The 20,538-nt window shown below is 71.5% G+C and carries 19 protein-coding genes; 7 read left to right on the forward strand and 12 right to left on the reverse strand.

What is annotated here, in order from left to right:
- Positions 1 to 76: 76 nt before the first annotated feature.
- Positions 77 to 232: a hypothetical protein gene (locus DVS28_RS28370; RefSeq protein WP_164710450.1), complete on the reverse strand. Its 156-nt coding sequence runs from the start codon at positions 230 to 232 to the stop codon at positions 77 to 79.
- Between the two features lie 366 nt (positions 233 to 598).
- Here DVS28_RS28370 and DVS28_RS12485 point away from each other — a divergent pair, with 366 nt between their 5' ends.
- Together DVS28_RS12485 and DVS28_RS12490 are read left to right on the forward strand one after the other, a co-directional pair.
- Positions 599 to 3,043, forward strand: coding sequence for an EAL domain-containing protein (locus tag DVS28_RS12485; RefSeq protein ID WP_164710451.1), 2,445 nt, complete (start codon positions 599 to 601; stop codon positions 3,041 to 3,043).
- 129 nt (positions 3,044 to 3,172) lie between these two features.
- Complete coding sequence (locus DVS28_RS12490) at positions 3,173 to 4,381, forward strand: acyl-CoA dehydrogenase family protein (RefSeq protein WP_114591743.1); 1,209 nt, start codon at positions 3,173 to 3,175, stop codon at positions 4,379 to 4,381.
- Between the two features lie 104 nt (positions 4,382 to 4,485).
- Here the strand turns inward: DVS28_RS12490 and DVS28_RS12495 are convergent, their stop codons facing one another.
- A complete protein-coding gene (locus DVS28_RS12495; RefSeq protein ID WP_114591744.1) occupies positions 4,486 to 6,486 on the reverse strand; it encodes an AAA family ATPase in 2,001 nt (666 codons plus the stop codon).
- 131 nt (positions 6,487 to 6,617) lie between these two features.
- A complete protein-coding gene (locus DVS28_RS12500; RefSeq protein WP_164710452.1) occupies positions 6,618 to 7,265 on the reverse strand; it encodes a lysoplasmalogenase in 648 nt (215 codons plus the stop codon).
- 70 nt (positions 7,266 to 7,335) lie between these two features.
- On the opposite strand from DVS28_RS12500, the gene DVS28_RS12505 reads away from it, so the two are divergent.
- Positions 7,336 to 8,406, forward strand: coding sequence for a saccharopine dehydrogenase family protein (locus tag DVS28_RS12505; RefSeq protein WP_164710453.1), 1,071 nt, complete (start codon positions 7,336 to 7,338; stop codon positions 8,404 to 8,406).
- Between the two features lie 26 nt (positions 8,407 to 8,432).
- Here the strand turns inward: DVS28_RS12505 and DVS28_RS12510 are convergent, their stop codons facing one another.
- Both DVS28_RS12510 and DVS28_RS12515 read right to left on the reverse strand, forming a co-directional pair.
- Positions 8,433 to 9,926, reverse strand: a complete 1,494-nt coding sequence (locus DVS28_RS12510; protein WP_114591747.1) for an SGNH/GDSL hydrolase family protein — start codon at positions 9,924 to 9,926, stop codon at positions 8,433 to 8,435.
- Between the two features lie 78 nt (positions 9,927 to 10,004).
- Positions 10,005 to 10,463: a hypothetical protein gene (locus tag DVS28_RS12515; protein WP_114591748.1), complete on the reverse strand. Its 459-nt coding sequence runs from the start codon at positions 10,461 to 10,463 to the stop codon at positions 10,005 to 10,007.
- Positions 10,464 to 10,602: 139 nt separating this feature from the next.
- Here DVS28_RS12515 and DVS28_RS12520 point away from each other — a divergent pair, with 139 nt between their 5' ends.
- Positions 10,603 to 12,894: a CapA family protein gene (locus DVS28_RS12520; protein ID WP_114591749.1), complete on the forward strand. Its 2,292-nt coding sequence runs from the start codon at positions 10,603 to 10,605 to the stop codon at positions 12,892 to 12,894.
- Here the strand turns inward: DVS28_RS12520 and DVS28_RS12525 are convergent.
- Positions 12,856 to 13,326 carry a hypothetical protein gene (locus tag DVS28_RS12525; RefSeq protein WP_114591750.1) on the reverse strand — a complete coding sequence of 157 codons (471 nt, stop codon included), beginning with the start codon at positions 13,324 to 13,326 and terminating at the stop codon, positions 12,856 to 12,858. The two genes, DVS28_RS12520 and DVS28_RS12525, sit on opposite strands and share 39 nt — an antisense overlap.
- Positions 13,323 to 14,624: a PspC domain-containing protein gene (locus DVS28_RS12530; RefSeq protein WP_164710454.1), complete on the reverse strand. Its 1,302-nt coding sequence runs from the start codon at positions 14,622 to 14,624 to the stop codon at positions 13,323 to 13,325. The genes DVS28_RS12525 and DVS28_RS12530 overlap by 4 nt, the downstream gene beginning before the upstream one ends.
- Positions 14,625 to 14,913: 289 nt before the next feature.
- Between DVS28_RS12530 and DVS28_RS12540 the strand changes: the two genes are divergently transcribed.
- Genes DVS28_RS12540 through DVS28_RS12550 form a run of 3 tightly spaced genes read left to right on the forward strand, consistent with a single transcriptional unit; the run spans position 14,914 to position 17,709 of the window.
- Positions 14,914 to 16,203: an ATP-binding protein gene (locus DVS28_RS12540; RefSeq protein ID WP_164710455.1), complete on the forward strand. Its 1,290-nt coding sequence runs from the start codon at positions 14,914 to 14,916 to the stop codon at positions 16,201 to 16,203.
- Positions 16,204 to 16,226: 23 nt separating this feature from the next.
- Positions 16,227 to 16,970 (forward strand): response regulator, encoded by a 744-nt coding sequence (locus DVS28_RS12545; RefSeq protein WP_114594152.1) that lies wholly within the window; start codon positions 16,227 to 16,229, stop codon positions 16,968 to 16,970.
- Position 16,971: 1 nt separating this feature from the next.
- Complete coding sequence (locus DVS28_RS12550) at positions 16,972 to 17,709, forward strand: glycosyltransferase family 2 protein (RefSeq protein ID WP_114591752.1); 738 nt, start codon at positions 16,972 to 16,974, stop codon at positions 17,707 to 17,709.
- 69 nt (positions 17,710 to 17,778) lie between these two features.
- Here the strand turns inward: DVS28_RS12550 and DVS28_RS12555 are convergent, their stop codons facing one another.
- From DVS28_RS12555 to DVS28_RS28375, 5 genes are all read right to left on the reverse strand, one after another.
- Positions 17,779 to 18,462 (reverse strand): TetR/AcrR family transcriptional regulator, encoded by a 684-nt coding sequence (locus DVS28_RS12555; RefSeq protein WP_164710456.1) that lies wholly within the window; start codon positions 18,460 to 18,462, stop codon positions 17,779 to 17,781.
- Positions 18,463 to 18,523: 61 nt separating this feature from the next.
- Entirely contained in the window at positions 18,524 to 18,928 is a 405-nt protein-coding gene (locus tag DVS28_RS12560; RefSeq protein WP_114591754.1) for a thiol-disulfide oxidoreductase DCC family protein, read from the reverse strand.
- On the reverse strand, positions 18,925 to 19,413 hold the full coding sequence (locus tag DVS28_RS12565) for a hypothetical protein (protein ID WP_216825996.1): 489 nt from the start codon (positions 19,411 to 19,413) through the stop codon (positions 18,925 to 18,927). Before DVS28_RS12565 ends, DVS28_RS12560 begins: the two co-directional genes overlap by 4 nt.
- Positions 19,414 to 19,508: 95 nt before the next feature.
- Positions 19,509 to 20,324 (reverse strand): sulfurtransferase, encoded by an 816-nt coding sequence (locus DVS28_RS12570; protein WP_114591755.1) that lies wholly within the window; start codon positions 20,322 to 20,324, stop codon positions 19,509 to 19,511.
- Between the two features lie 52 nt (positions 20,325 to 20,376).
- Positions 20,377 to 20,538, reverse strand: coding sequence for a hypothetical protein (locus DVS28_RS28375; protein WP_164710457.1), 162 nt, complete (start codon positions 20,536 to 20,538; stop codon positions 20,377 to 20,379).

Genomic DNA, 20,538 nt, shown 5'->3' on the forward strand with positions numbered 1-20,538 from the left:
GGAGTGCGTGAGTTCGTGCGTGCCCGGCAGGGCTGGGGCGGTGTGCCCCAAGAGGGGTGTTCGCTCGATTGGGGGGTCAGCGCCCGGGCAGGGCGAAGCCGAGACCCGTCGTCAGGATCTGGCGCCAGCGCGGTCGCTTGGCCTTCGTTGCGTGGACCGGCAACATGGGTCCGCGGGGACCGAGTCGTTCGGGTCGTCCCCCGACGACCCGCTCGTCGATGATCACGGCCATTTTCGTGCTCCTCTCAGGTGGATTTTCCAGCAATGTGTTAAGACCCGTTCGGCGCGTGCCGAGAGCAAGAGCGCACAATCGAAACCCAGGAGGACCCTCCTCCCTTGTCCCGTCATGCGGGGTCATCCCCGTCGTCATCTGTCAGGTGCAGTGCCCTTCCCGGCTGTGCCTCCGACGACGTACTCGGTTGTAACCCTGGACTCCCGTCGGCTGGCGCAGCCGATCACGACGAACGCGGCGGACCCGCGCGACGATGGTTCCAACGGACTATTCGCGTCGCTACGCGGGGTGGACATGGCTAGCCATATCAAGAGCAGCCCGGCTGGTCCCGCGTCACTCCTTGGCGTGCTCGCTGGACTACTCTGGGTGATTGCACCGCCTGCGTTCGGCCCGAGCCCCGGGTCGATGGTCACGGCCGGTGTGGTCCTCGCCATCGCCTTCGTTGCGGTGGAGATGTGGCCGCTCACCCTGGAGATCCGTGGCGACACGCTGAACCTGACGCTCAGTGGTGTCGTCGTGATCGTGGGACTATTTTTCACCGGACCGCTGGTAACGCTGGTTGCAAGGATGCTCGGCGCCGGGTTGTCGCTGGCCTTCAGATGGCACAACGCACCTCTCAAGCTCGCGGTCAACCTGACGGCCATGGCGGTGGAGGTCTGGGCGACCGCAGCGGTGCTGGCGTTGGTGCTGCCCGAGGGGAGGGTCACCGACGTCGTCCAGTGGTTGGGTGTCCTGCTCGCGGGCGTTGCCGGGGAGCTCGGCATGGGCTTCGTCGTGCTGGCGGCCATGCGCATGATGGTCGGGACGGTCCAGGTCGACACGCTCCGAGCGCTGGGCACCGGCCTCGTCGCCTCCACCCTCATGGTGTGGGTCTTCACCGTCCTGACCCTCGCGCTGGTCGAGGTGGACCCGTGGCTGCTCGGCATCGTCGTTGCGGCGATGGGGTTGCTCGTGCACTCCAACCGCCAACGAAACGACCTCAACCTCCGCTACCAGTCCCTCCGCGGGCTGTACCGCTTCATGACCCGGGTCGACGAGGCCGAGGACACCACGGCCATGGCCAGCCGGATCCTCGACGAAGCCGCTGAGGTGGTCGGGAGCACACGTGCGGCCCTGTATGTCGTCGACGACAGCCGCACGACCAGGTTGTCCAACGCCCGGGGCTCCCTCGGGGTCACGTGGGTGCCGCGCGAGCAGGTCGAGGCGCTCGCGGCGGACGTGGGAACGACCGCACGCCTCGTCGACCGCAGCTGGGTGCAGGAGGACTACCTCGACCTGCTGGACCACGACGAGCAGACCATCGTGGCGTCGCTGGGCAATCCCGACGTGACCGGACTCTTGGTGCTCAGCGGTCGGCCGCGCCACCTGCCGGAGTTCGACGTGCAGGACGTCGAGCTCGCGGCTGCTGTCGCCCATCACGCCGGTGCGTCCCTCGCGGAGGCGCGGCTGCTCGATCGACTGCGTGAGGAGCGGTACCGGGTCGAGCAGATGGGCCTGACCGACACGCTGACCGGGCTTCGCAACCGCGACGGCCTGATGCGGGACGTGCCGCGGATGGACGCGGGCGCCGTCATCGTCCTCGGACTGCGGGACCTGGTCGAGATCAACGGGGCGCTGGGTCACGAAGTCGGCGAACGGATGGTCCTCGCGGCCGCCCAGCGCCTGCGCCGCATGGCCGACCAGCACGCGATGATCGCGGCGGCGTTCGGCGGTGGCCGGTTCGCCCTTGTCGCGCCCGACGTGACGAGCGTCCTGGCCGGCAGCGACCTGTGCCGGCAGCTGCTGCAGGAGGTCTCGGGACCGATGGAGGACGGGCCGCTGGCGCTCGACATCAGCCCGGTGCTGGGGATCGCGCTCGCGCCATCCCACGGACGCGATCCGGCCGAGCTCGTCCGGGCCGCCGACAAGGCGCTCGGCCAGGCGCTCGACAGCGGCATGGGCGTCGCCTGGTTCGACGCCGACTACGACCGCGAGAGCACCGAACGCCTGCACCTGGCGGGAGAACTCCGCCGGGCGCTCGACCAGGGGCACCTGACCGTCGCGTACCAGCCCAAGGTCGAGCTCGCCAGCGGCAGGGTCGTGGGAGTCGAGGCGTTGGCACGCTGGCCACACGCCGAGCGCGGCATGATCCCCCCGACCGAGTTCATCGACGTGGCCGAGCGGACCGGCCTGATCCGGCCGCTCACCCTGGCGATCACCCAGCAGGCGCTGGCGCAGGCCGACGCATGGCGTCGGCAGGGGCTCGACCTCTCGATGTCCATCAACCTGTCGATCGCGGTGATGCAGGACGCATCGATGGCCCGACAGATCGTTGCCCTCGTCCGGTCCCACGAGACCCCACCCGAACGGATCATCGTCGAGATCACCGAGTCCCAGGTGATGGAGGACGTCGAGCGGGGCAGCGGGATGCTGGCGATCTTCGGGGCGGCCGGGGTGTCGCTGTCCGTCGACGACTTCGGGACCGGGTACTCCTCGTTGTCGCAGGTCAAGAACCTGCCGGTGCAGGAGCTCAAGGTCGACCGGTCCTTCGTCATGGACATGGCGAGCAACCGCACGGACCAGGTGATCGTCACCTCCGTCCTCCGGCTCGCCGAGGAGCTCGGGCTGCGGGTGGTCGCGGAGGGCATCGAGGACGAGACCGTCCGCCGGATGCTGGAGGACCTCGGATGCGAGCAGGCCCAGGGCTACCTCTTCGCCAAGCCGCTCCCCGCGTCCCAGATCCCCGCTGCGGTCAAGGATATCGAAGCCCGGCCACGGCCGGATGCAGCGGCCCCGTTGCCCCTGCGACGTCGCTTCGACGGGCTCGGCTGACGGCGTCTGCCGGGGGCCCGGGACGCGCTGGGCTCGGTTGGGTGACCACGGTCACCTGCGCTAGGTTCCAGCCAACAACAGCCGAGGAGCAACCGTCCGGCAGGACCGGGCGACGAGGAGGAGCAGGCGATGGACTTCGCGACGAGCCAGCGTGTTCAGGGGCTGCAGCAGCAGATCCGCGAGTTCATGGACGCCGAGGTGTTCCCGAACGAAGCGGTCTACGAGGAGCAGATCCGCGACAGCGGGGATCCGCACCACCACCCGCAGATCGTGGAGGACCTGAAGGCCAAGGCGAAGGCGGCCGGGTTGTGGAACCTGTTCCTGCCCGACGAGGAGTGGGGCGCCGGCCTGACCAACCTCGAGTACGCCCCCTTGGCCGAGCTCATGGGCCAGGTCTCCTTCGCGCCGGAGGTCTTCAACTGCAACGCGCCGGACACCGGGAACATGGAGGTGCTGGCCAAGTACGGCACCCGCGCGCAGCAGGAGCAGTGGCTGGTGCCCCTCCTCGACGGCGAGATCCGGTCCTGCTTCTCCATGACCGAACCCGCGGTGGCGTCCTCCGACGCCCGCAACATCCAGTCCCGCATCGAGCGCGACGGCGACGAGTACGTCATCAACGGTCGCAAGTGGTGGACGTCCAACGCCGGCCGGGCCAACTGCACGGTCTCGATCTTCATGGGCATCACCGACCCCGACGCTGATCCCCACCGGCAGCAGTCGATGATCATCGTGCCGCTGGACACCCCCGGGATCACCACGCTCCGCAACCTGACGGTCTTCGGCTACGAGGACCCCGAGGGGCACATGGAGATGACCTTCGAGGACGTTCGCGTCCCCGCCGACAACCTGCTGCAGGAGGAAGGCGACGGCTTCCGCATCGCCCAGGGACGCCTCGGCCCGGGCCGCATCCACCACTGCATGCGGCTGATCGGCCTCGCCGAGCGCGCGTTGGGGGCCATGGTCCGCCGGGTCGCCGACCGCGAGGCCTTCGGCAAGCCCATCGCCCAGCAGGGCGTCGTCCAGGAATGGATCGCCGAGTCCCGCTGCGAGATCGAGCAGGCGCGACTGCTGACCCTCAAGGCGGCCTGGATGATGGACACCGTGGGCAACAAGGCGGCCCGCACCGAGATCGCCGCCATCAAGGTCATCGCCCCGTCGATGGCCTGTCGGGTCATCGACCGCGCGATCCAGGCCCACGGCGGCATGGGCGTCTCCCAGGACAGCTTCCTCGCCCGCGGCTACGCCGGCGCCCGCTCCCTCCGCCTCGCCGACGGCCCCGACGAGGTCCACAAGATGTCGATCGCCAAGGGCGAGTTCAAGCGAAGCTTGAACTCGTGACAGGCCGGGGGGCGAACGCGCGGATCCGCCAGGATCTGCGGGTTCGGGCTAGTTCAAGCGAAGCTTGAACTCGTGACGGGCCAGATCAAGCGACGCTTGAACGCCTAGTCGGCGGCGAGCTCCACGCCGTCGACCTCGACCGTCAGGTCCTCCAGCACCGGGGGACCGGCGGCGAGGATGACCTCGCCGATCTCGGCACCGACCAGCTCGTCGCGGTCCAGCAGGGCGTCGCGGAGGGCCTCGACGAGGTGGCGGTTGCGCTCGAGCGTGGCGACGGTCCGCTGATGGGCCTCGTGCAGCAGCGTCTCGACCTGCGGTCGCGCAACCTGGTCGCGCAGGACCTGTCCCACGAGGTTGGTCCCCGACAACGATGACTGCTGGACCGCCGCCAGGCTGACCAGCGAGTCGCCCATGCCGTGGATGCCGATGATCTCGCACGCCGTCCGCGTGGCCGCGGCCAGGTCCGAACCCGGCCCGGTGGACACGGCGCCGAACCAGATCTCCTCGGCTGCCTTGCCGCCCATGGCGATGTCCACCATGTCGTGCAGCTCCTTGACGGTGCGCGTGTAGACCTCTGCGGTGTCGCCATGGGCCAGCAGACCGAGGGACGTCCGCCGCTTGACGATCGACAGGATCTCCAGGCGACGGTGGCCGCTCAGGTGGGCCATCACGGCGTGTCCGGCCTCGTGGGTCGCAACGCGGCGACGTTCCGCGTCGGTGTAGGGGGCCGGGGTGGCCATCCCCACCTCGATGTCCAGCCGGGCCTGGGCCACGTCGCCGAAGGTCATCTGATCACGCCCGTTCTTGAGGGCGACGATAAGGGCCTCGTCGAGGAGGTTCTCGATCATCACCGGCGTGTACCCCAGCGTCTGGGAGGCGACCTGATCGCGCAGCTCGGGGTCGTCCAGGTCGGCCGCGTGGCTCTTGCGGGCCAGGTAGTAGTCCAGCAGGTCGCGTCGGGCCGGCTGGGCCGGCCGGTCGAACGCCAGCTGCTTGTCGAACCGGCCCGGGCGAACCAGGGCGGGATCCAGGTCCGCCGCGCGGTTGGTGGCCGCGATGACGAGGATGTTGTTGTACGGGGAGGTCTTGGCCTTGATCTGGCGATCGGCCGGGAGGTAGGCGTTGACCTTCTCCGCCCACCAGTTGCGGATCCGGATGCTGGCCGGGGGTGTGTCGAAGCTCTGCATCTGGATCAGCAGCTCGTTGACCACACCGGCGGTGCCTTCGCTGGACCCGAAGGCGTTGGTGACGAGCCCACCGCTGTGCGCCGTGGCCTCGCCGCCGCCGAAGGACACGCCGCCGTCGGCGCCGAACGCGTCGGCTGTGGCCTGCACGCAGCCGCTGCTCATGGCGTTGGTGCCCGCCGGGGCGAAACCCGATGCCCGCATGCCGGACCGCGACGTGGCGATCGCGTCGATCTCCTCGATGAAGCCGATCGCCCCACCCTCCTCGCGGGCGACCTTGCGCAGGGCGGCGAAGTAGCTACGAATGCGACGAGCCGTCGCGCCGTACCACATGGACTGGAACGATGTGGCGGACACGAAGAGGAACGGCACGCCGGCCTCGTGGGCCATGGCCTTCGCCAGGTGGGTCTTGCCCGTGCCGGGCGGCCCCTCGAACAGCACCCCCCGGCGGGGGCGCCCCCCGAGCTGGCCGCGGTACAGCTTGTGACCCATGAAGGTGTTGAGGGTGCGGGTGACCTCGTTGACGACCGGGTCGAGCCCGACAACGTCGGCGAAGCCCGTCTCGATCTGCTCGGGGGCATACCGGATGTGCGGCGAGCGACCGCTCATCAACGGCATCAGCATCGCGGCGCCGAGGGCGAGGATCAGCACCATCGGGAGCAGCCACAGCTGCCAGCCATCGGGCAGGGTCGGGGCCTGCAGGAAGTTGATCGCGTCACCCCGGACGATCCGTGTCCACAGGAACAGGAAGGGGATCGCCAGGAGGAGCGCGAGCGCCTTCAACCGGTGCTGTCGGGCATGCTCACGGGCCTGTCCGACGTCGGCGTGGTGCGCCGACACGAGGGCGCCGCCGAGGCGGTCCGCAACGCTGTGTGACAACGCGTTGGGCTGTGCGCCTTCGGTGTGGTCCTTGGCCTCCATACGGTCTGTTCCCTTCGCCGGTCCCCGGTTCCCGCCCGCCAGCGGGCTGCCAGCCTCCCGCGGCTGGTGCTCCGAAGTATGACCAACTACGGGCAGTAATTCTAGGGGAACAGCGAATTCATCTCCGCGATTCAGGCGACAGTGCTGAGCGTGACCACGGTGGCGAGCCCCACCTGTGCCAGGTGGTAGGTGACGTGCACGATCGTGCGCCCGTTGGGCAGGGGGGCCACGAAGCGGTTCCAGCCGAGGACGCCATCGGACGTCGCGAACAGCAGCCCACCGAGCATCACCAGCGGGGCACGCGAGGCCACGGCCAGCAACGCCGTGGCCCCCACCGCGACGACGTAGACGACGACCGCCGAGGCCAGTGGCTGGCCACCGTGCTGGCGGGCTCCGTCGGCGATCCGCCGACCCACGAAGGCCGCGGCGGGAACCAGTCCGAGCGCGGCGATGCCACCGGTCAACCCGTCCGCGTGGGGGAGCAGCGCCGGTACGAAGGCAAGGTGGCCGAGGAGGAACGCGGCCAGGCCACCGACGAACACGTCGATCCGTGGCAGCAGGAGCACATCACCGACGAGGCTCAGGCCCAGCGCCACCACGACCCAGGTGCGGACGGTGGGGTCCGCGCCGGGAACGGTCAGGACCCATCCGATCAGCAGCACCATGACGGCGGGCTTGGCCACCTCCTCCAGTCGTCGTCGGTCGGTCGCGACCGCCCACCAGTCGAGGGCGGCGGCCAGCAGGGTCAGGACGAGCAGGGCGGTGGACGACTGCAACATGGTCGGGATCATGGCGCATCGCCCGACCGATCCCCAGCGAGCACGCGGGGGAGGGGGCACGCTGTGTGGCATGCGTCGACGGATCGTGGTGGTCGGGGCCACCGGACGGACGGGCCGCTTGGTGGCGCAGGAGCTTGCCGGCCGCCCACATGTCCTTCTGGTCGCGCGGCGGGCGGATGCCCTGGCGACCCTGGGCCGAACCACCGATCTCCCGGCCCGTTGCGCCGACCTCGACGGCCTGGGCGGGGTCCTCGTGCCGGGCGACATCGTGCTGAGCTGCGTCGGGCCGCATGACGTCGTCGGTGATCGGGTCGTCGACGCGGCGGTGCACGTCGGCGCCACCTACCTGGACGTGACCGGTGAACCGGCGTTCCTGGCGCGACTGCACACCGACCACGGGCCCCGGGCCGCCTCCTCGGGCGTCAGCCTGCTGCCTGCCGTCGGCTACGAGTACCTGCCGGGCCTGCTCCTCTCCGAGCTGGCGCTGGACGCTGCAGGACCGGCGGCCCGTCGGGTCGAGGTCGCCTACCTGGTCGACGGCGGCCTGGATGCCGGCAGCGCCACCGCTCGTCGGTCCCTCGTGCGGGCCCTGACCCGACCGACCACCACGTTCAGGCGCGGCGTCCACCATGCGGAGACCGTGGCCGCCAGGCGGGGCGAGTTCCGCGCCGGCGGCCAGCTGCACACCACCGTGTCGCTGGGCGGCCTGGAGGTGTGGTCGCTGCCCACCCGTCACCCCGACCTCGACCGAGTCGACGTGCACACCGGCTGGTTCGGGGCCGCCGCGCCGCTGCTGCAGCTCGGGGCACTGCTCTCCGGCCCGGCCAGGATGCTGGGGGTCGACCGCCTGATGGACGGGGCGGTCGCGATCCTCGGGGACGGCGACGACGAGGGCCTGTCGACCGGCACCAGCCGCTTCGTCGTCCGGGTGCGCGACGAGCGGGGCGGCGTGCTCGCCCGGGAGGAAGCGGTCGCCGGCAACGCCATCGTCCTGGCGGCTCGGCTCGCCGCCGCAACGGCTGACGCCCTTGCGGAACGGCCGCTGGGCGACGTCCCGACCGGTGCCACGGACCCCGTGGCCGCGCTGGGGCTACAGGCGGTCGGCCGGCTGGCGGAATGGGCCGGCCTCGTCAGGCTCTGAGGCCAACGGCGGACGGCGCCACGACCTCAGCGGGCGTCGACCAACGCCCCCGCCAGGACGTCGTAGCCGGCGACGTTGGGATGGATGTCGGGTTCGGCGTCCAGCATGTGGGTCGTCGCCGCCGTCGTGCCCTGCAGCGGGCTGAACCCGTCGGCGACGCCGATGCCACGCGAGGCGGCGACCTCCGCGGCCACGGCGTTGAGGCGCGACACCATCGTCGAGGACTCACGCTCCTGCGCGCTCTCGCCGAGTCCCAGGCTGAACGGGTTGTAGGTCTGCAGGAACAGCACACGAGCCGATCCGGCGGAGGCGACCAACCGGTCCATCGCCTGCTCGAGGTTGCTCCGGTACGTCACGAGCGTCTCGTCGACCAGCTGCTGGCACGAGGCGTTGGCCAGGTCGGTCCCGCACTCGGCCGAGGTCAGGTGGCCGAGCAGGTCGTTGGCGCCGATGTCGACCACGACGTAGGCGGCGGGACGGGACGCGAGGACGGCCTCCGCCGCCTCCAGCTGCCCGCCGGTGAGCAACGAGCCGGACGTCTCGCCGGGAACGCCCAGGTTGACCAGCCCGTAGGGCACGCCGTCGGCATCGGCCACGAAGCGGTGGAAGCGGGACACGAACCCGTCACGGTTGTCGTCCACCCCGACGTTGGCCGCCAACGAGTCACCGATGGCCAGGACGATCGGTTCGCCGGGTTCGTCCAGCCCGGCCAGCCGCCCCTGTCCGATCCGCTCCGGCGGGGCCTGCACCGCGTCGATCGCCCCGGTGGCCTGGTCACGGATCGCCGCCAGCAGGTCCCCGTCGGTCAGGACCTCGTCGGTCCCCCTGGTGCCGGTGACGATCAGGGCGTCGTCGGTGACCGTGATGGACTGCACCACCGCCTGCTGGTCCTCCAGCGCCGCGTTGAGGTCGGTCACCGCGCCGAGCAACGACTGGATCGCCCCGGCCGCCAGGCTGGGTACCTGGACGGACCCGAACTCCAGCGGCCCCAGCTCGAGGTCGATCCCACCGTCCACCACGGCGATGGAGGCGTTCCCGGTCGCCTCGACCCCGCCGGCCTTGAACACCGCACGGAACGCCACGTCGCTGGTGGCGCCCCGCAGGTCCAGGTCGACGCGTCGAACGGGAACGTCGTCGGCGGCCGCCAGGCCGTCCTGCACGACCGCCTGCAGCTCTGGTTCGGTCAGCTCCAGCTGGAACGAGGACTGCCCGGCGAGCCCCTCCAGCTTGTCCTCGGCGCTGGCGAGCTGGGACTGGTCGGCCATGTCGACGGTGCCATCGGTCGTGGTCAGGGCCTCGACCAGGTCCACGGCCACGATGGTCCCGTACGTGCCGCCCGCGAGGAGCGCGAGCAACAGCACGGTCCCGATGGGGCGCCTGACGGACCGGTCGCCGAACTGGGCCACGAGGCCACCGATCAGGATCAGCACGGCAACCGCGGCCGCGCCCGTCGGCCCGATCAGCAGCCACGACAGGGCTCCGACGACGAGCGCAGACAGGACGGCGAGGAAAATGAGCATGGGGTCCCATTGTCCATCCCCGAGGGCGGTGCGGCCGCCGACCCGGACCCCCCTGACGGCCACCCGCCGTCACCCACCTCAGATGAGGGCCAGGTCCACCTCGTTGGCCAGGCCGTCGTCGAAGCGACGACGCAGGGTGTCGATGCGGCGTTCCCGCTCGCGCCCGTCGGTGCAGCCGCACCATCCGAGACCCCGCTCGAAGGCCATCGCCCGCACGATCGCCTGCAGGCCGTCGTCGTCGAGCCACCGAGCGAGGTCAGCCAGCATGGCCAGGTCCTCGATCGCGTGGTCGTCGCGGTCGTGGCAGATGTAGGCGTTGACCAGGAACGAGACGGTGCCCTCGGACTCGAGGAGGCACTGGCGTGCGGTGTCCATCGCCATGTTCAGCTCGCGGTTCTCGTGGAAGTCGCGCGCCAGGTTCGCCAGCTCCACGGCACGCGCCGTGCCGGGCTGGTGCTTCATCACCGCCTTGAGGTGTTCCTTGCGCTTGCGCCGGTCCCGACCAGGCTCAACGAAGGTGAACTTGGGTTCATTCACGATTGGCCTCCTTGGTAACTAGAGTTCGCGGTCGAGGGCCGAATTCCTGTCGAAGCGGGTGATCTATTTGGTGAGTAGTGACAAAACGGGCGGGAGATCACCTCTGGGTTTGCTGATCGTTTCTATCGTGTTACTGACCGTGGCAACGTCGGCAGGGGCAGGCCCCGCGCTGGCGCCCACCGTCATCGACACCCCACCGGCGCGTGTCGCCGGAGCGGACCGAACCGCCACCTCGGCGGCGTTCCTGGGGATGCTCGCCGAGACCGCGGCGGTGGAACGGGTCGTCGTGGTGCCCCGCGACTCGACCGGGGTGGCGCTCGCCGCGGCCGGTCTGGCCGGGGTGCTCGACGCCGGAGTCGTCCTGGCCGACGCCGTCCCCTCCGACACCGTCACGACCGCGGTCGACACCGTGCACCCCATCGAGGTGCTGACCGTCGGCGATGCCGCTCGTGCCGACGCGTGGCAGCAGGACGGCCGGGTCGTGACCGTGCTGGACGCGCCGGGTGGTCCACCGGCCCTTGCCGCCGAGATGGCCCGCGAGATCGCCCGCCGCCATGCCGAGGCCGGCACCCCCGTGCCGACCCGTGTGCTGCTGGCCAGCACGACCGGGCTGCCCGACGCCCTCGCCGCGTCGGCCTGGGCGCACGAGGAGGGCCTGCCGCTGCTGCTGACGGCCGCGAGTGCACTCGACCCGCACGCCCGCTTCGTTGTCGAGCAGCTCGGCATCACCGACGTCACGATCCTCGGTGGCACCGCGGCGGTGTCGGCGACGGTGGAGGAGGAGCTGCGCTCGTCCGGCCTCGCGGTCGAGCGGGTTGCTGGCCCGACCCGCGAGCACACCGCCCTTGCCGTCGCGGCCCGCAGGGGCGTGGGGCCGAACCGGGTACTCGTTGCCGCTGGCGACGACCCGGCCGACGCGGCGGCAGCAGGCCCGTGGGCCTCCGTGGTCGGGGCGGCGCTGCTGCCCCCCGGCCCGACCGTGGCGGGCGCCCTGGCCGAACGGTGCGGCCACGGCGTCGTCGTGCAGGTGGCCGGTGGTCCCGTGGCGGTGCCCGAGGGCCAGGTGGCGCCCCTGCTGGCAGCGGCCGAACGCTGTGACGGACCGAACCGTCCCCTGACGGTCAGGCTTGCGGTTGCCGCACCCGAGGACCCCGAGGTCGTCCCGACCGTCGTCGACGTGGTTGCCGACGCACGGGGCTGGAACAGCCGACGCCTGCGGATCGAGGCCGTCGGGCAGGACGAGACGATGGGCCTGATCGTGACGCCGGACGGCTGCGGGGGTGCGGCCGTGTGTCGTCGTGGACGCACGATCGTCGTGGACGCCACGACCTGGCGCGCAGCCGACCCCGACCGGCGAACCCGCTTGGTCAACCTCGCCGTTGCCGTGCGGCTCGGCGTGACCCTGCCCGACGGGTGCACCGGCGGTGTCCTGCAGCCGCTGGCCTGTCCGGACGGGGCCCCGTGGCCGACCGACGATCAACGCCGGACGCTCGCCGACACGTTCGTCCCCAGCGCCACGATCGCCCTCACCGGAGACGTCCATGCCGAGCGACACATCGGCAGCCAGGCCGTGGCGGGCCAGAATCCGCTGGACCCCGTCCGGGACGTGCTGACCGCCGCCGACGTGGCGGTGGTCAACCTCGAGACGCCGCTGTCCACCCGCGGTGCGCCCGTCCCGAAGACCTACACCTTCCGTGGTCCCCCGGAGATGGCCGCCCGCCTCGTGGAGGCCGGCGTCGATGTGGCCAGCCTCGCCAACAACCACGGGCTGGACTACGGCCCGGTGGCGATGCTCGACACGCTCGACCACGCCGACGCCGTCGGTCTGCACGTCGTCGGCGCAGGCGCGGACGCCACCGCGGCCTACGCCCCTGCGCTGGTGGAGACGCCGGCGGGCACCGTCGCCGTCGTCGGGTTGACCCGTGTGCTGCACACACGGACATGGGAGGCCACCGCGACCCGTGCCGGGCTCGCCTCCGCCTACGACGAGGCCGCCGCGGTCGCTGCGGTCCGGGCCGCGGACGCCGTCGCCGATCACGTCGTGGTGGCCATCCACTGGGGGGCCGAGCTCGCCGACTGTCCCAACGCCGACCAGCGACACCTGGCGACGCTGCTCGTCGATGCGGGTGCCGACGTCATCGCCGGTCACCATCCCCACGTCCTGCAGGGCGTCCAGCCCCTCCGGGACGGCCTGGTCGCCTACTCGCTGGGCAACTTCGTCTGGTACCACAACCGAGCACCCAGCCGATACACCGGTGTCCTTACCGTCGAGCTGCCGTTGCTCGACCAGCCGTCCTGGTCGTTCCTGCCCGCCGAGATCGGCAGCGACGGCCGCCCCCACCCCGCGGCGGGAGGGACGGCCGCCGCGATCACCGAACGGCTGACCAGCCGATCACCCGGTGGGGCCGCCGGCTGTGGGTTCCCCTCCTGAGGGGGCATCCGGCGGTCCGCCGTCGGGGCCGGTGACCTCGGAGCGGTCCTCCTCCTCCAGCGAGGCGAGGATCTCGCGTTCGACTTCCGACAGGGGGTTGTCCAGGCCGAACCACTCCCGGTCCTCGTCCCGGATGGCCTCCGGCGTGGGGATGATCGGCGCGGGGGGCAGCGCAGGGTCGAACACGGGGTCGGACGCCGGGGCCTCGGTGCGGTCGGTGTCGCTGCTCCGAAGCGAGTCGATGACGGCGAGGCCGGCCACCACGGCGGCGACCGCGGCCACCGCCCCGACATCGATCGCGCTCGGCTCCCCGGGCTGGACCAGCGCGGAGAGTGCGGCGGCGGTGAACGCCAGGCCGAAGAGCAGGCTGACGATGTCGGTGCGGTGCCGGTACAGGCCACGCGGTCGGCTGGGGGCGGGTCGATCGGTCACTGGGGTTCCTCTCGGGTCACGGTGATCTCGCCGAACGTCGACTCGAGGTCCAGCCGGATGCGTCCGGCGCCCTCCAGTCCACGGTCGAGCACGTCGAACTGCAGGTCGTTGCCGCTGCTGGTCTCCTCCAGCACCGTGTAGTCGCCAGCGGACAGGGTGCCCGCAGCCTCCACGGTCACGTCGGGTCCGACCAGGACCTGCAGCTCACCGAGGACGACGCTTGCGTCGATGTCAACGGTCTCGCTGCCGAGCTCGAGGTCGGTCAGGTCGAGGACCATCTGGCCGGCCAGCAGCTGGTAGTCCGGCTGCACGTCACCGACGGCGGTCAGGGCGTACTGCCGCTCGCCGAGACCGCCCTCGAGGGCCCGAGGCAGGTCGATCGTCGGGGCAGCAGCCGCACCGACCATGACCACGCCGGTGAGCAGGCCGATCGGGACGAGCCGACGGGCACGCCCGAACCAGGTGCCGACCAGCAGGCCGAGGCCGGCCACCAGCAGGGACAGCGCCGCGGCGTTGAAGAGCGTCAGCTCGACCAGGCCCATGCGGTCCAGGAGGGCTGCGCCGCCCAGGGCCAGCAGCCACACCCCGAACGACAGGGGGAACAGCGTCGATCGCGGGTGGGACCGTGTGCGGCCCCTCCGCGGGGTCGCCGGCATCGGGGGTCGTGGAGGACCCGACCACGACGCGGTGTACCCGGTCGGGTAGGCGGTCGTCGTCCGACCCTGGTGGGGGCCGTGTCCAGGCCCCCGACGCCACGGGGGGCCACAGTCCCCGGCGCGGCTGGGCGCCGAGCGTTCGAGCGGAACGGTCGCGTCCTCGGGCCGCGGGGGCGGGGGCATGGTCGACGACGGGGAGCCCGTGGACGAGTCGGTCGTCGGGACGGCCCACGGCGCCGGCGGCGGGGGTGTGGACGCCCCCCCGCTCCAGAACGGGTTGGTCGGCACCTCGCGCCGGTCGTTGAAGAGCAGCACACCGAGGCCGATCAGCGCCGCAGCGAGCAGCACGTCGCCGCGGAACAGGTCGATCTGCCCGAAGATCATCGCGCCGAGCACGATGGCCGCCGCGGTCACGCCCCGGCTGCGTCCGCCGGCGGGCTTCGGTGCCGACATGGGCACCCGCTGGCTGGTCGCTTCGGGGAGGAAGATCCACAGCAGGACGTACAGGCCCAGCGACACCGGGCCGGCCATGAACCCGAGCACCACGAAGCCGATGCGGATCAGGACCGGGTCGACACCGAAGTACCAACCGATACCCGCCGCGACACCGGCCCACTTCTTCTGGTCCACGAGTCGATACATGCGACGCGGTTCCGACGGGCGCGGGGTGGGAGGGAGGCCCGTCGACGGTGGGGGTGCGGTCTCGTTCATGCCACGGATGCTGCGGTCCCCTCGACCTGTTGTCGATCAGGGATGTCCCTACCCCGACGTCTCGGGGTCCTCACCCATGGCACACCGACGTCCTCGTGGGACGATGGTCCCCATCAGCACCCCCACCCCCACGACGACCCCGGATCCCGGTCCCGTGCCACCACCACCAGCCGCGTCTTCGCCCGACGGCCCCGCGCCGTCGTCGTCGACGTTGTCCGCGGTGACCGCACCGCTGACCGATCTGGGCATCACCCGGTCCACCGAGGACCGGGTCGTCTCCGGTGTGGCTGCAGGGGTCGCCAACCGCATCGGTGTGGATGTGGGCGTGGTGCGCCTTGTACTGGTCGTCCTGGCCACGGCGGGCGGGGCCGGTGTCCTCCTGTACGCCCTCGGCCACGTCCTGCTGCCCGAGCCGTCGGTCGATCCCGAGTCCGCCGAGACCGCACCGGTTCGCACCGGGACCGTCCGCCACGCCGTGGCGCTGGGGCTGATCACCGCCGGAGTCCTCGTGCTGCTGCGCGCGCTCGGCGTGTGGTTCGCCGACTCGCTGACGTGGTCGGTGGGCCTCGCCGCGATCGGCTCGGCCGTCGTGTGGACGCGGGCGTCGGAGGAGGAGAAGGTCCGCTGGCGTCACGCCATGGACCGCGCCGTGGGCGACCGGGTGATGCCCGACCTCGCCAGCCTGAGCCGTATCCGCCTGTCCGTCGGCGCGATCCTCCTGCTGGCCGGCATGGCCACCTTCCTGGTCACCATCGACCTGTCGGCCGCCCCGGAGGTCATCCTGGCCTCCCTCGTCACCATCATCGGCGTGGCGTTGGTGATCGGTCCATGGTTCCAGGCCCTGGGACGACAGCTGGCCGACGAACGCCGCGAGCGGATCCGCTCCGAGGAGCGCGCCGACATGGCTGCGCACCTCCACGACTCGGTGCTGCAGACCCTGGCCCTGATCCAGCGGTCGGGCAGCCCGGAGGAGATGAGCCGCCTCGCCCGCGGACAGGAACGCGAGCTCCGGGCGTGGCTGTTCGGCCGACGCCCCGATGATGCGGCCACCCGGCTGGGGCAGGCGATCCAGGACGCCGCCGGCCTCGTGGAGGACCGCTACGGCGTGAAGGTGGAGGTGGTGCTGGCCGGGGACGTCGCGCTCGACGAGCACCTGCACGCCATGGTCGAGGCAGCCCGCGAGGCGATGGCCAACGCCGCGAAGCACGCCGAGGTGGACCGAGTCGACGTGTTCGTCGAGGTCGAACCCGACCGCGTCGAGGTGTTCGTGCGGGACGAGGGCGTGGGATTCGACCCCACGGCGGTACCCGAGGACCGGCGCGGGCTGGTGGAGTCCATCCGCGGGCGCATGCAGCGCCACGGCGGCACCGCGACCATCGAGTCGGTTCTCGGCGAGGGCACCGAGGTCGAGCTGCACCTGCCCCTGGACCCCTCGCCCCCGGTTGCCTCCGACGCAGTCGCCGACGCCGCCGATGACGACCCCGATCCCGACCTCGACCGACCGCTGTGACCACCCGCCAGGAGCACACCGACATGGCCACCCGCCTCGACCCCCCGAGCGCCCCAGACGACGACCCCGCTGACGACCCGGCTGGCGATCCCTCCCGAAGCCCCGCATCCGATGGTCCGCTGCGGGTCTTCCTCGTCGACGACCATCGGCTGTTCCTGACCGGCGTCCGTACCGAGATCGGCGACCGGTTCGACGTCGTGGGGACCGCCGAGACCGTGGACGCCGCGGTCGCCGACATCCTGGCCCTCCAGCCGGACGTCGTGCTGCTGGACGTGCACATGCCCGACGGCGGCGGCCTTGCCGTGATCACGCGTGTTCGCGAGTCGACAGCCGACGTGCAGTTCCTCGCGCTCAGCGTGTCCGACGCCGCCGAGGACGTCATCGCCCTCGTCCGGGCGGGCGCCCGCGGGTACCTGACCAAGACCGTGTCCGCCGACGAGCTGGCGGAGGGGGTCCGGCGGGTCCACGGCGGCGACGCGGTGTTCTCGCCTCGGCTGGCAGGGTTCGTGCTCGACGCCTTCTCCGGCGCCCCGCCGGCCCGGCCGACGGAGACGTCGCCGGGCGAGGACGACCTCGACCAGCTGACGCCACGCGAACGCGAGGTCCTGCGCTACATCGCCCGGGGCTACGCCTACAAGCAGGTGGCCAGCCGCCTGCACATCTCCATCAAGACCGTGGAGTCCCACGTCTCGGCGGTCCTGCGCAAGCTGCAGCTGTCCAGCCGCTACGAGCTGACGCGCTGGGCGACCGACCGCAAGATCGTCTGACGTGCCGCTCCTGAGCATCATCACGCCGACGCAGTCCCACAACGCCGATCACATCGAGGCCGTCTGGGAGGGGCTGGTCGTCCAGGACATGCCCGACGGCTGGGAGTGGGAGTGGCTGGTCCAGGAGGACGGCCGCGACCCGGCCGTCCGGGATCGGCTGCCCGACGACCCGCGGGTCTGCTACGACGCCCTCGGAGTGCAGGTGGGCAGCGCCGCCACCCGCAACCACGCCCTCGCCCGGGCCGGGGGCGACGTGGTCGCCGGGGTCGACCACGACGACTTCCACCTTCCGGGCGCCTTGTCGGCCCTGCTCGGCCCGCTGATCGAGCGCGCCGACATCGGGTGGTCCTGCGGCCCCTGTCGGCTGGAAATGGCCGACGGCGGCACGTGGACCAAGCCCTCCGTGTTCGCCGCAGGTCGCGTGCCTGCCCGAGCCGTCACCGATCACTTCCTGGCCCACGACGACTTTCCGTTCCCCGCGGCCTTCACCGCGTTCCGGCGGGTGCCGCTCGTCGCCCACGGCGGCTGGCCGGCCGTCGCCCGATCCACCGACGCGGTGCTGCTGGCGGACTTCGGCGACCGGTACGACGGATGGTGGGTCGAGGACGTCGTTGCTGTCTACCGGCGCTGGGACGCCCAGAAGACCGTGCAACCCGCCGACATCGCGATCCGCGATCTGCCGCACGTGCGAGGCATCATCCGCCAGCGGCGAGTAGCGCGGGACGCGCTCGGGGGGTAGGGCGCGGGACGCGCTCGGGGGGTAGGGCGCGGGACGCGCTCGGGGAGTGGGGCGCGGCGCGCGTCCCGGTCAGGGGCTGGACGGCCCGGGGAGGTCGGCCAGCGGGTCGGCGTCGCGGTGGGGGCGCAGCCCCTGCCCGGTTGCCTCCTCGGTGTCGGTGGTCCCGGCCCCGCTGAGCAGCCCGAAGGCGACCAGCAGTCCCGAGGCGTCGTCGAGGGCGTCCAGCAGTCCCTCGGCGCGACCGTAGCGGTCGCCCAAATGGGTGAGCAGCTCGAGCCCGAGGAACAGGCTGGTGATCCCCACGGCCAGGTCGGCGTTGGACAGCCCTGCGATGCCATCCTTGCCGACGAGGCGGTCGAGGGTCGTCTCGACCATGTCGATCCACGGGTCGAAGACCGACGCCAGCTCCTCCCTGATCTCGGGGTTGGTCGAGGTCAGGGCCAACATCTGCACCAGCGCCGTGACGTGGCCGGCCTCGAGGTTCTCGCGGTGCATCTGGCGGGAGAACCGGACCAGCCCCGACAGGTCCGTCAGCCCCTCCAGGTGCGCGCTGTACCGCGAGATCCTGGCGTCGGTGTCGTGGTGGGCCGCGGCGAGCAGCGCACCCTCGACGGACCCGAAGTGATAGAAGAGCAGCGAGGTGTTGAAGTCGCCGGCGGCCGCGATGGCCCGGGCCGACGTGCCGGCAGCGCCGTGCTCCCGCAGGGTCTGCAGTGTCGCCCTGATGATCCGTTGCTTGGTGTCCTCGCTCACGCGACCAGCATTGCAGCCCACGACCCGTCTGCCGTGAAGGCGACCTGTCCGGTGTGCGGCGTCACCGGCGGCACCCGTCCTCCCCGCAGTCCTCGAGGCCGAGCAGCGCACCCAACCGACCGCGGTTGGTCGACAGGCTGCGGAACAGCGCCCGGGCGAGGGGCCCGGTGAGCGTTGCGGACAGCTGGCGGAAACGACGCAGTGACCACAAGGCCATCAGGAACGCGTCGGGGCCGACCCAGGCTCGGCCGTCGTCGGCCACCACGACGAGCTCGCTGCCGTAGCCGGGCAGCCGGCCCCATCGGCGAACGGCCTCGGGATCCGATGCCGCCCACAGCTCCACCGGCAGGGCGGTGTCCTGCGACGAGAGCCATCCGGCACATCGCACACAGAACGGGCAGGTGTCGTCGTGGACGATGGCCACCGCCCCCGGCATGGCGGCGGTGGCGCCAGGACCGGCGTTCACCGGGGTGGCGCGGTCGCCGGGCCGTAGGTCCCTGTCGGGCGGGCCGGCCCCATGGGCATGGGGGACATCGGTCCCCGGGGTCCCCCGGGCACCCGTGGGCCCGGGCCGGGCTGGGGGACGAACCAGTTCGGCGGTGTGGGCGGTTCCTGCTCGACGCGACGGCCGCGCCGGATCCGTTCGAACACGTACAGGTTCAGGAAGTGGACGGTGCCCAGCGTGAGGAGCAGGACCCCCAGGCGGTTCGCCAGGAGCCGCACGCCCTCACCGGCGTTGGTGACGACCTGTTCGCGGATGAGGAGGAGGGCCCACCCGAGGTTCAACATGAAGAAGCCCGTGACGAGCAGGTGGTTCAGGGCCCGGGCGAGCTCCGGCCGGTCGGGGAACACGTCGGCCAGGAAGAGCTGGCCGTTGCGGAACAACGTGAGGGCAAGCCAGACGGTGAGGGGCACGGCCAAGCCGACGTACACGAGATGAAAGGTGACCACGACGCAACTCCTCGATCAGCGGTGAACCGATCTTGATTGATCGATCGATCAATACGGTACACAGAGTTGATCGATCGATCAAACATCGGTCGGGGTCAGCCGTCGCCGGTTGCGACCGGTCGCTCGGTGTCTCGGCACCACTGGCTCCACGACCCGACGTACAGGCGGGGCAGTCCCAGGCCGGCGTGCTCGATCGCGAGCAGGTCGTGGCAGGCCGTGACGCCGGACCCGCAGTACACGATCGTGTCCTGCCCGGCGCCCAGCGGTGCGTAGGTGTCATGCAGCTTGGGCGGTGCACGGAACAGCCCGAGCCGGTCGAGGTTGTCGGCGAACGGCGCGTTCACGGCGCCGGGGATGTGGCCGGCAACCGGGTCGAGGGGTTCGGTCACGCCGGCGTAGCGCTCGGCGCTGCGGGCGTCGAGCACCAGTCCGCCCTGCTCGACGTGGGCCACGACGTCGTCGGCTTCGACGAGTCGATCGGTCGGCCACGGACGAACCGGTACCGACACGGGCGCGACGTGAGGTGGTGGGCCGGTCTCCAGCGGCTCGGCCCAGCCGTCGAGGCCACCGTCGAACACGGCGGCCTCCTGCCCGAGGACGCGCAGGAGGTACACCAGCCGGGCGGCGGAAGCGCCGCCTTCCCGGTCGTAGGCCACCACCGCGTCGTCGGGCCCGATGCCCATCGCGCCGAGCTCCGTGGCGAACACCTCCGGGGTCGGCAGCGGGTGGCGGCCGTCTCCCGGCTCCATCGGGCGGGCGGTCACCCGGTCCCGCATCAGCAGGCGGGCCCCGGGGAGGTGCCCTTCGGCGAAGGTCGCGGCAGCGGAGGCGACGTCACCCGCTTCGACCTGCACGAGGATGGCGTCACGAGGCAGGGCGGCAGCGGTGGCCGCGGTCACGATCGGTCCCATGGCCCCGCAGTATCACCCCGGCGGTGCCGCCGGGCGAAGTGGCCGCGCCGCGTCAGCCGAGGCCGGCGATGATGACGAGGGCCAGGACGGCCAGGACGGTCAGCACCATCGACGAGGGATCGCTGGCCCGACGACGACCCTGCCGCATGGACGACGACTGCCCGACCCAGTACATGGGGCTGCGGCGGGTGCGGGGCGGGGTGCTGACGAGCAT

This window comes from Euzebya pacifica (genome assembly GCF_003344865.1).
Classification (GTDB): domain Bacteria; phylum Actinomycetota; class Nitriliruptoria; order Euzebyales; family Euzebyaceae; genus Euzebya; species Euzebya pacifica.

Excerpts from the sequence above, each read along its gene's own strand:
- DVS28_RS28370 (WP_164710450.1), bottom strand. The coding sequence starts at position 232 with ATGGCCGTGATCATCGACGAGCGGGTCGTCGGGGGACGACCCGAACGA.
- DVS28_RS12490 (WP_114591743.1), top strand. The coding sequence starts at position 3,173 with ATGGACTTCGCGACGAGCCAGCGTGTTCAGGGGCTGCAGCAGCAGATC.
- DVS28_RS12495 (WP_114591744.1), bottom strand. The coding sequence starts at position 6,486 with ATGGAGGCCAAGGACCACACCGAAGGCGCACAGCCCAACGCGTTGTCA.
- DVS28_RS12500 (WP_164710452.1), bottom strand. The coding sequence starts at position 7,265 with ATGTTGCAGTCGTCCACCGCCCTGCTCGTCCTGACCCTGCTGGCCGCC.
- DVS28_RS12505 (WP_164710453.1), top strand. The coding sequence starts at position 7,336 with ATGCGTCGACGGATCGTGGTGGTCGGGGCCACCGGACGGACGGGCCGC.
- DVS28_RS12510 (WP_114591747.1), bottom strand. The coding sequence starts at position 9,926 with ATGCTCATTTTCCTCGCCGTCCTGTCTGCGCTCGTCGTCGGAGCCCTG.
- DVS28_RS12530 (WP_164710454.1), bottom strand. The coding sequence starts at position 14,624 with ATGTATCGACTCGTGGACCAGAAGAAGTGGGCCGGTGTCGCGGCGGGT.
- DVS28_RS12545 (WP_114594152.1), top strand. The coding sequence starts at position 16,227 with ATGGCCACCCGCCTCGACCCCCCGAGCGCCCCAGACGACGACCCCGCT.
- DVS28_RS12570 (WP_114591755.1), bottom strand. The coding sequence starts at position 20,324 with ATGGGACCGATCGTGACCGCGGCCACCGCTGCCGCCCTGCCTCGTGAC.
- DVS28_RS28375 (WP_164710457.1), bottom strand. The coding sequence starts at position 20,538 with ATGCTCGTCAGCACCCCGCCCCGCACCCGCCGCAGCCCCATGTACTGG.